Below are 7,592 nucleotides of genomic sequence, written 5' to 3'. Positions count from 1 at the left end.
TTAACCTACACAGCGAGCCGGACGGCCCGACGCGCCACCCTCGACCACCGATGAGGCTCGCAGCGCAAGCTGCGGGCCCACAGGTGCTGGCTCTTTGACATGAAGGATCAGCACCCCACCCGCACCAGCGCCATGGCCTCCCCGGACTCGATCCGGGGAGCCGATGACGTGCAGACTTACAGCCGCACCGGCTTTCCGCTCTGCGCTGATTCGGTGGCGGCATCGGCCAGACGCTGCGCCATGAGGCCGTCGCGGCCCGTGGGGTTGCACGGCTTGCCGTCGCGGACGGCGTTCAGGAACGTGGTCAGCTCGTCGCGATAGGCATCCGCGTAGCGCTCCAGGAAGAAGTCCTGCACCGGGTCGGCCGTGACGCCGGCGGCATTCGCCACCTCGACCGTCGTGCGGTGGATGTTGCCGGCGCGGATCATGCCCTTGGAGCCATGGACCTCGACGCGCTGGTCGTAGCCATAGGTGGCGCGCCGGGAATTGGAGATCTGCACGATCCTGCCCTTGGCGGTCTTCAGCATCACGGCGGCCGTGTCCACGTCGCCGGCCTGGCCGATGGCCGGGTCGACCAGGGACGAGCCGACCGCGTGCACCTCCGCGGGCTCGTCGCCCAGCAGCAGGAAGCGGGCCATGTCGAGATCGTGGATCATCATGTCCCGAAACAGGCCGCCGGAGGTGGCGATGTAGCTCACGGGCGGCGGGCCGGGATCGCGCGACAGGATCGTCACGAGCTCCACCTCGCCCACTTCCCCATCGGCGAGCCGGCGGCGCAGGGCCGCGAAGTTCGGATCGAAGCGGCGATTGAAGCCGATCATCAGGGGCGTGCCGGCCTTCTCAACCGTGGCGAGGCAGGTCTCGATGCGTTCGCTCGACAGATCCACGGGCTTCTCGCAGAAAACCGCCTTGCCGGCGCGGGCCCCGCGCTCGATGAGATCGGCATGGGTCGTGGTCGGCGTGCAGATGAGAATGGCGTCCACATCGGAGCGCTCGACGATCTCGTCCAGCGCCGCGACCTCGGCCCCCGTCGCGGCCGCCAGCTCCTGCGCGGCGGGCGCATGCGGATCGGCCACCGCCACGAGGCGGGCATCGGGATGGCTGGCGGCGTTGCGCCCATGGATGCGACCGATGCGACCGGCGCCCAGAACAGCGATTCGGATCATGTTTCCCCCTGGTCCTTTGCCGGCTCACGGCAAATTTGGAATTGAAATTCCATCATATGTTGCTAATAGAATAAACGTTCCATAACAGCAAGAGCCGAAAGCGCGGCTCGCAGACGGTTTACTCGGCCGGGAGCGGGAGGAATAGCATGAAGCCAGCCCTGGATGTGATCACCATTGGCCGCGCCTCGGTCGATCTCTACGGCCAGCAGGTGGGCGGGCGGCTGGAGGACATGGCGTCCTTCTCCAAGGCCGTCGGCGGATGCCCTGCCAACATCGCTATCGGCACGGCGCGGCTCGGCCTGAAATCGGGCCTCGTGACCCGCGTGGGCGACGAGGCCATGGGCCGCTTCATCCGCGAGCAGATGGAGCGCGAGGGCGTCGCCACTGAAGGAATCGTCACCGACCGGGAGCGCCTGACCGCCCTCGTGATCCTCGGCGTGAGGGACGAGGATTCCTTCCCGCTGATCTTCTATCGCGACAACTGCGCCGACATGGCGCTCCATGAGAGCGACATCGACGAAGACTTCATCGCATCCGCCGCCGCCATCGTGGTGACGGGCACGCATTTTTCACGTGAAACAACCGCCGCCGCGCAGAAGAAAGCGATCCGCATCGCCAAGGCGAACGGCCGCAAGGTGGTGCTCGACGTGGATTACCGCCCGAACCTCTGGGGCCTTCTCGGGCATGGCGCGGGCGAATCGCGCTACGTGCGCTCCGATGCCGTGACCGAGCATCTCAAACCCATCCTGGCCGAATGCGACCTCGTCGTCGGCACGGAGGAGGAACTGCACATCGCCGGCGGGTCCGAGGACACGCTGGCTGCCATCCGGGCCATCCGGGCCATCTCGACGGCCACCATCGTGTGCAAGCGCGGCCCCATGGGCTGCGTGGTGTTTCCCGGCGCCATTCCGGATTCCCTGGACGACGGCGTGAAGGGGCCCGGCTTCCCGGTCGAGGTCTACAACGTGCTGGGAGCGGGCGATGCGTTCCTGTCCGGCTTCCTGCGCGGATGGCTCAAGGGCGAAGAGCTCGAAACCTGCTGCGCCTATGCCAATGCGAGCGGCGCCTTCGCGGTCTCGCGCCTGCTCTGCTCGCCCGAGATCCCGACCTTCCCGGAGCTGCAGCATTTCCTGAAGACCGGCAGCCGCCATAAGGCCCTGCGCTTCGACGAGGACATCAACCACATCCACTGGGCGACGACGCGCAGGCCGCAATCCGACACGCTCATGGCGCTCGCCATCGACCACCGCATGCAGCTGGAAGCGATGGCGAAGGAGGTCGGCGCTCCGGTCGAGCGCATCCCCGATTTCAAGGTGCTCGCCGTCCAGGCGGCGGCCCGCGTGGCGGAGGGACGTCCCGGCTTCGGCATGCTGATCGACGGCACCTTCGGCCGGGAAGCTCTGTTCCGCGCCGCCGATCATCCGTTCTGGATCGGCCGCCCCGTGGAGTTGCCGGGTTCGCGCCCGCTCGATTTCGAAGGCGGCGGCTCGCTCGGCGCCAAGCTGGTGGAATGGCCGGTCGGCCATACCATCAAGTGCCTGTGCTTCTACCATCCGGACGATCCGCCGGAGCTGAAGGAGCGCCAGGAGCGCGACCTGCTGCGCCTGCACGACGCCGCGCGCCGCATCGGCCGAGAACTGCTGGTGGAGATCATCGCCGGCAAGCACGGACCGCTTCAGGCCAACACGGTCGCGGGCATCCTGCAGCGCCTCTACGATCTCGGCATCAAGCCCGATTGGTGGAAGCTCGAACCGCAGCGGGATGAAGCCGCCTGGCACGCCATCGGCAATGTGATCGCGCAGAACGACCCCTATTGCCGCGGCATCGTGCTGCTCGGCCTCGAGGCGCCGGAGAACGAGCTGGAAGCCGCCTTCGCGGCAGCCGCGAGCGAACCGCAGGTCAAGGGCTTCGCGGTGGGCCGCACGATCTTCAACGACGCCGCGCGGCGCTGGCTCAAAGGCGAGATCTCGGACGAGGCCGCGATCGCAGACATGGCGGGCCGCTTCCAGCGCCTCGTCGATGCCTGGCAGCGGGTCTCCGCCCGCTCGAAAGCCGCCTCATACCAAGGGCGGAGCCTGTGAAAGGCTGCGCCCTCTTTTCATGAAGCCGAAAACCTGAACACGCTGCGACGCCCTTCGAAGAGGAACACGCATGAGCACGATCCGGCTGACCATGGCGCAAGCCGTCGCCCGCTTCCTGACGGCACAGAAGACGGAGATCGACGGAAAAATCCTGCCGCTCTTCGGCGGCGTGTGGGCCATCTTCGGCCATGGCAACGTGGCCGGCATGGGCGAGGCCCTGCACGGCGTGCGCGACCAGCTGCCGACCTACCGCGCCCATAACGAGCAGGGCATGGCCCATGCGGCCATCGCCTTCGCTAAGGCCTCGCGACGGCGGCGCATGATGGCCTGCACCACCTCCATCGGCCCTGGCGCCACCAACATGGTGACGGCTGCCGCCGTGGCCCATGTGAACCGCCTGCCCGTGCTGCTTCTCCCCGGCGACGTCTTCGCCAACCGCAGGCCCGATCCGGTGCTGCAGCAGATCGAGAGCTTTTCCGACGGCACGGTCTCGGCGAACGACTGCTTCCGGCCCGTCTCCCGCTATTTCGACCGCATCATGCGGCCCGAGCAGATCATCCCGGCGCTCCAGCGCGCCATGACAGTCCTCACAGATCCCGCCGAATGCGGTCCGGTAACGCTCGCGCTCTGCCAGGACACACAGGCCGAGGCCTACGATTATCCCGAGAGCTTCTTTGCGGAAAAGCTCTGGACCTCGCGCCGCATCCGTCCGGACGAGACGGAACTCGCGCAGGCGGCAGACCTCATCCGCAAGGCGAAGAAGCCCTTCATCGTCGCGGGCGGCGGTGTGCTCTATTCGGAAGCGGAAAAGGCCCTGGCCGTTTTCGCAGAAAAGCACGGCCTCTCCGTGGGAGAAACGCAGGCCGGCAAGTCGAGCCTGCCCCACGATCACGCGGCCTGCCTCGGCGCCGTGGGCGTCACCGGCACGGGCGCCGCCAACGCCTTCGCCGAAGAGGCCGACGTGGTGATCGCCGTGGGAACGCGCCTGCAGGATTTCACCACCGGCTCCTGGGCCCTGTTCAAGAATCCGGACCGGCGCATCGTCGGCCTCAACGTGCAGACCTTCGATGCCGCCAAGCACAACGCGGTTCCGCTTGTGGCGGATGCCCGTGTCGGCCTCGAGGAACTGAGCCGCGCGCTCGGCGCCTGGAAAGCCCCGGAAGCCTGGACGGCGAAGGCGCGGGATGAGAAGTCGCGCTGGGCAGAGACCGCCGCGCGCTACACGGACCCGACCAACGCGGAGCTTCCCTCCGACGCGCAGGTGATCGGCGCGGTGCAGCGCACCTCCTCGCCCACCGACGTGGTGGTCTGCGCGGCCGGCGGCCTGCCGGGCGAGCTGCACAAGCATTGGAAGGCGAGCGCGGCGCTTGGCTACCATATGGAATACGGCTATTCCTGCATGGGATACGAGATCGCGGGCGGCCTCGGCGTGAAGATGGCCGATCCGTCCCGTGAAGTGATCGTGATGGTGGGCGACGGCTCCTACCTCATGATGAATTCGGAACTCGCCAGCTCCGTGATGCTTGGCCAAAAGCTCACGGTCGTGCTCCTCGACAACCGCGGCTATGGCTGCATCAACCGCCTGCAGCGCGCCACCGGAGGCGAGAGCTTCAACAACCTGCTGCAGCACACCAACCACGTGACGTTGCCCGACATCGACTTCGCCGCCCATGCGGCGAGCCTCGGCGCGCAATCCATGAAGGTGAAGAGCATCGCTGAGCTCGAGGATGCGCTGCGGAAGGCACGCAGCGCCGAGCGCAGCACCGTCATCGTCATCGATACCGATCCTCTCGCCTCGACCGATGCGGGCGGCCATTGGTGGGACGTGGCGGTGCCGGAAGTCTCGACGCGCGAGCAGGTGAAGACCGCCCGCAAGGATTACGAAACCGCCCTCGCCGCGCAGCGCGTGGGCGATTGATCAGGACAGAAGGAACAACACCATGACGATCCGCATCGGGGCCAATCCCATCGGCTGGTCCAACGACGACATGCTCGAACTCGGCGGCGAGACGCCGCTGGAGGTCTGCCTGGCCGAGGCCAAGGAAGTGGGCTTCGAGGGCATGGAGCTCGGCAACAAGTTTCCGCGCGAGCCGGAAGCGCTTAAAAAGGCGCTGGCGCCCTTCGGGCTGGCCTGCGTGTCGGGCTGGTATTCCGCCGAATTGTTGAAACGCGACGCGGATGCGGAGATGCAGGCCCTGCGGCCGCATCTCGACCTGCTGAAGGCCATGGGCTCGAACGTCCTCGTCTTCGCCGAGACGTCGAACGCCATTCACGGCGACCGCTCCAAGCCCCTTTCGCAACGTCCCGTGATGAAGGACGGCGACTGGGCCGAGTTCGGCCGCCGCATCACGCAGGTGGCCGAGCGAACGCTCCAGGAGGGCGTGCGCGTGGTGTATCATCACCACATGGGCACCATCGTGGAATCGGGGGCCGATATCGACGCCTTCATGCGCTCCACGGGTGAGACCGTTCATCTCCTGCTCGATACCGGCCACGCCACCTGGGGCGGCGCCGATCCCGCAGCCCTCGCCCGCCGCTATCGCGATCGGATCAGCCACGTGCATACGAAGGACGTGCGCAAGGCCGTGATGGAGAAATCTAAGGCGGAGAACTGGAGCTTCCTCGATTCCGTCATCGAGGGCGTCTACACGGTGCCGGGCGACGGCATGGTGGATTTCGTCTCCGTGTTCAAGGAACTGCCGGGCTACAGCGGCTGGGTGGTGATCGAGGCGGAGCAGGACCCAAAGAAGGCCCATCCGCTCACCTATGCCAAGATGGGCTATGCCAACCTCACCCGGTATCTCAAGGAAGCCGGCCTGCGTTAAGGAGCCTGTGCGATGTCGAAGCTTCTCGTCAAACCGTCGAAGCCCGATCAGACTGGGCGCATCCACGCCATCACGCCGGAAACGGCCGGCTGGACCTATGTGGGTTTCGAGGTCTACCGGCTCAAAAGCGGGCAGTCCCTGAAGCAGCGGACGGAGAACCGGGAGGCTTGCATCGTGCTCCTCTCCGGCAAGGCGCGCGTGGCGGCCTCGGGCCAGGATTTCGGCGTGATCGGCGGACGCAGTTCGCCGTTCGAGGCGGACCCGTGGTCCCTCTACGCGCCCGCCCGCTCCGAATGGTCCCTGGAGGCGCAGACCGATTGCGAAATCGCCGTCTGCACCGCTCCGGCCGAGGGCAAGCTCCCGGCGCGTGTGATCGGGCCCGACCAGGTCGGCCAGGAGACCCGCGGCCAGGGCACCAACACGCGCCATGTGCGCAACATCCTGCCGGAAACGGAGCCGGCCGAAAGCCTGCTCGTGGTCGAGGTCATCACGCCGTCAGGCCATTGGTCGAGCTATCCGCCGCACAAGCATGACCGGGACATGCTGCCGAACGAGTCGCTGCTGGAGGAGACCTATTACCACCGGCTCAATCCACCCTCGGGCTTCGCGCTCCAGCGGGTCTACACGGACGACCGCTCCCTCGACGAGACGCTGGCCGCCAGCGACGGCGACGTGGTGCTGGTGCCAAAAGGCTACCATCCCGTCGGCGCGCCCCACGGCTACGACCTCTATTACCTGAACGTGATGGCGGGCCCGAAGCGGATCTGGAAGTTCCACAACGATCCGGATCATGAATGGATGCTGGCGAAAGCTTGATCCTGCTGTCCCTATGACGTGGTCCGACCTCGCCGCCCGCATCTTCAAGACCGCGATCGCGCTCGTCACCGCGATCGTGATGGACTACGCGTTCCTGGACGGGCGCATGACGCGCCAAGCCGTGATGGGGATCGAGCGCATGGCGGCCGACGCGCCAATCCTCGTCGACCGGCTCGTCACGAGCGTCCTCAACATCAAATGGGATCGCTGAGCGCCTGCTGACGATTCAGGTGCTCGCCACCAGGTGCTGCTCGATCTCGTAGACCGGGTGCTTCGTGAGGTCCTTGTTCACCTCGGCCAGGATCCGCTGCTTCACCGCATCGGAAAAGTGAGTGCGCAGTTCGGCGAGGGTACGGGGAGGCGCGGCCACGATGATGTGCTTCACCTTACCGCCGGAGCAGGCCGCATTGACCTCCTCGGCCACTTCGCCGGCGAATTTCCGTTCGGCGAGATCGTGCCAATCGACCTGCTCGACCGCGCTGCGTTGACCGTTCATCCAGGTCCGACCCTGCTTGTCCGTGCCTTGGAGATGGGTCGGCAGATTGTCCGGGGCTTCCAGGACGCGCTCCACCTGGAGATTCGGATAAACTTCGTCGCCCTTGTTCTTCAGGAAAAGGGCCTTCCTGCCATCACTGACGAGAACCAATCCGTCATGCGGAAGCTTGAGAGCTTTGTTCACGGCCATGCTCCTTGTTACGGGAGGC

The 7,592-nt window shown here is 66.3% G+C and carries 7 protein-coding genes; 5 read left to right on the top strand and 2 right to left on the bottom strand.

The window, feature by feature from the left end:
• Nucleotides 1-176: 176 nt before the first annotated feature.
• A complete protein-coding gene (gene iolG, locus OC446_RS18110; protein ID WP_262030417.1) occupies nucleotides 177-1,166 on the bottom strand; it encodes an inositol 2-dehydrogenase in 990 nt (329 codons plus the stop codon).
• A gap of 146 nt (nucleotides 1,167-1,312) precedes the next feature.
• On the opposite strand from iolG, the gene iolC reads away from it, so the two are divergent.
• The 5 genes from iolC to OC446_RS18085 all read left to right on the top strand — a co-directional run bounded on the left by iolC (nucleotide 1,313) and on the right by OC446_RS18085 (nucleotide 7,099).
• Nucleotides 1,313-3,247 carry a bifunctional 5-dehydro-2-deoxygluconokinase/5-dehydro-2-deoxyphosphogluconate aldolase gene (gene iolC, locus OC446_RS18105; protein WP_262030416.1) on the top strand — a complete coding sequence of 645 codons (1,935 nt, stop codon included), beginning with the start codon at nucleotides 1,313-1,315 and terminating at the stop codon, nucleotides 3,245-3,247.
• A gap of 70 nt (nucleotides 3,248-3,317) precedes the next feature.
• On the top strand, nucleotides 3,318-5,165 hold the full coding sequence (iolD, locus tag OC446_RS18100; RefSeq protein ID WP_262030415.1) for a 3D-(3,5/4)-trihydroxycyclohexane-1,2-dione acylhydrolase (decyclizing): 1,848 nt from the start codon (nucleotides 3,318-3,320) through the stop codon (nucleotides 5,163-5,165).
• A gap of 22 nt (nucleotides 5,166-5,187) precedes the next feature.
• Nucleotides 5,188-6,072, top strand: coding sequence for a myo-inosose-2 dehydratase (gene iolE, locus OC446_RS18095; protein WP_262030414.1), 885 nt, complete (start codon nucleotides 5,188-5,190; stop codon nucleotides 6,070-6,072).
• A 12-nt stretch (nucleotides 6,073-6,084) separates the two neighbouring features.
• The gene (iolB, locus tag OC446_RS18090) at nucleotides 6,085-6,888 is read left to right on the top strand and encodes a 5-deoxy-glucuronate isomerase (RefSeq protein WP_262030413.1); all 804 of its coding nucleotides are present in this window, start codon (nucleotides 6,085-6,087) and stop codon (nucleotides 6,886-6,888) included.
• Nucleotides 6,889-6,901: 13 nt separating this feature from the next.
• Nucleotides 6,902-7,099 (top strand): hypothetical protein, encoded by a 198-nt coding sequence (locus tag OC446_RS18085; protein ID WP_262030412.1) that lies wholly within the window; start codon nucleotides 6,902-6,904, stop codon nucleotides 7,097-7,099.
• Nucleotides 7,100-7,114: 15 nt separating this feature from the next.
• Here OC446_RS18085 and OC446_RS18080 read toward each other — a convergent pair whose 3' ends face one another.
• A complete protein-coding gene (locus tag OC446_RS18080; RefSeq protein ID WP_262030411.1) occupies nucleotides 7,115-7,567 on the bottom strand; it encodes a host attachment protein in 453 nt (150 codons plus the stop codon).
• Nucleotides 7,568-7,592 lie beyond the last annotated feature (25 nt).

The organism is Microvirga sp. Mcv34 (genome assembly GCF_024519725.1).
GTDB lineage: Bacteria > Pseudomonadota > Alphaproteobacteria > Rhizobiales > Beijerinckiaceae > Microvirga.
This window is presented reverse-complemented; position numbering and strand designations above follow the sequence as displayed.

Bases quoted from the DNA above. Each gene is read 5' to 3' on its own strand.
- iolD (WP_262030415.1), top strand. From the start codon at position 3,318: ATGAGCACGATCCGGCTGACCATGGCGCAAGCCGTCGCCCGCTTCCTG.
- iolE (WP_262030414.1), top strand. From the start codon at position 5,188: ATGACGATCCGCATCGGGGCCAATCCCATCGGCTGGTCCAACGACGAC.
- iolC (WP_262030416.1), top strand. From the start codon at position 1,313: ATGAAGCCAGCCCTGGATGTGATCACCATTGGCCGCGCCTCGGTCGAT.
- iolB (WP_262030413.1), top strand. From the start codon at position 6,085: ATGTCGAAGCTTCTCGTCAAACCGTCGAAGCCCGATCAGACTGGGCGC.
- iolG (WP_262030417.1), bottom strand. From the start codon at position 1,166: ATGATCCGAATCGCTGTTCTGGGCGCCGGTCGCATCGGTCGCATCCAT.
- OC446_RS18085 (WP_262030412.1), top strand. From the start codon at position 6,902: ATGACGTGGTCCGACCTCGCCGCCCGCATCTTCAAGACCGCGATCGCG.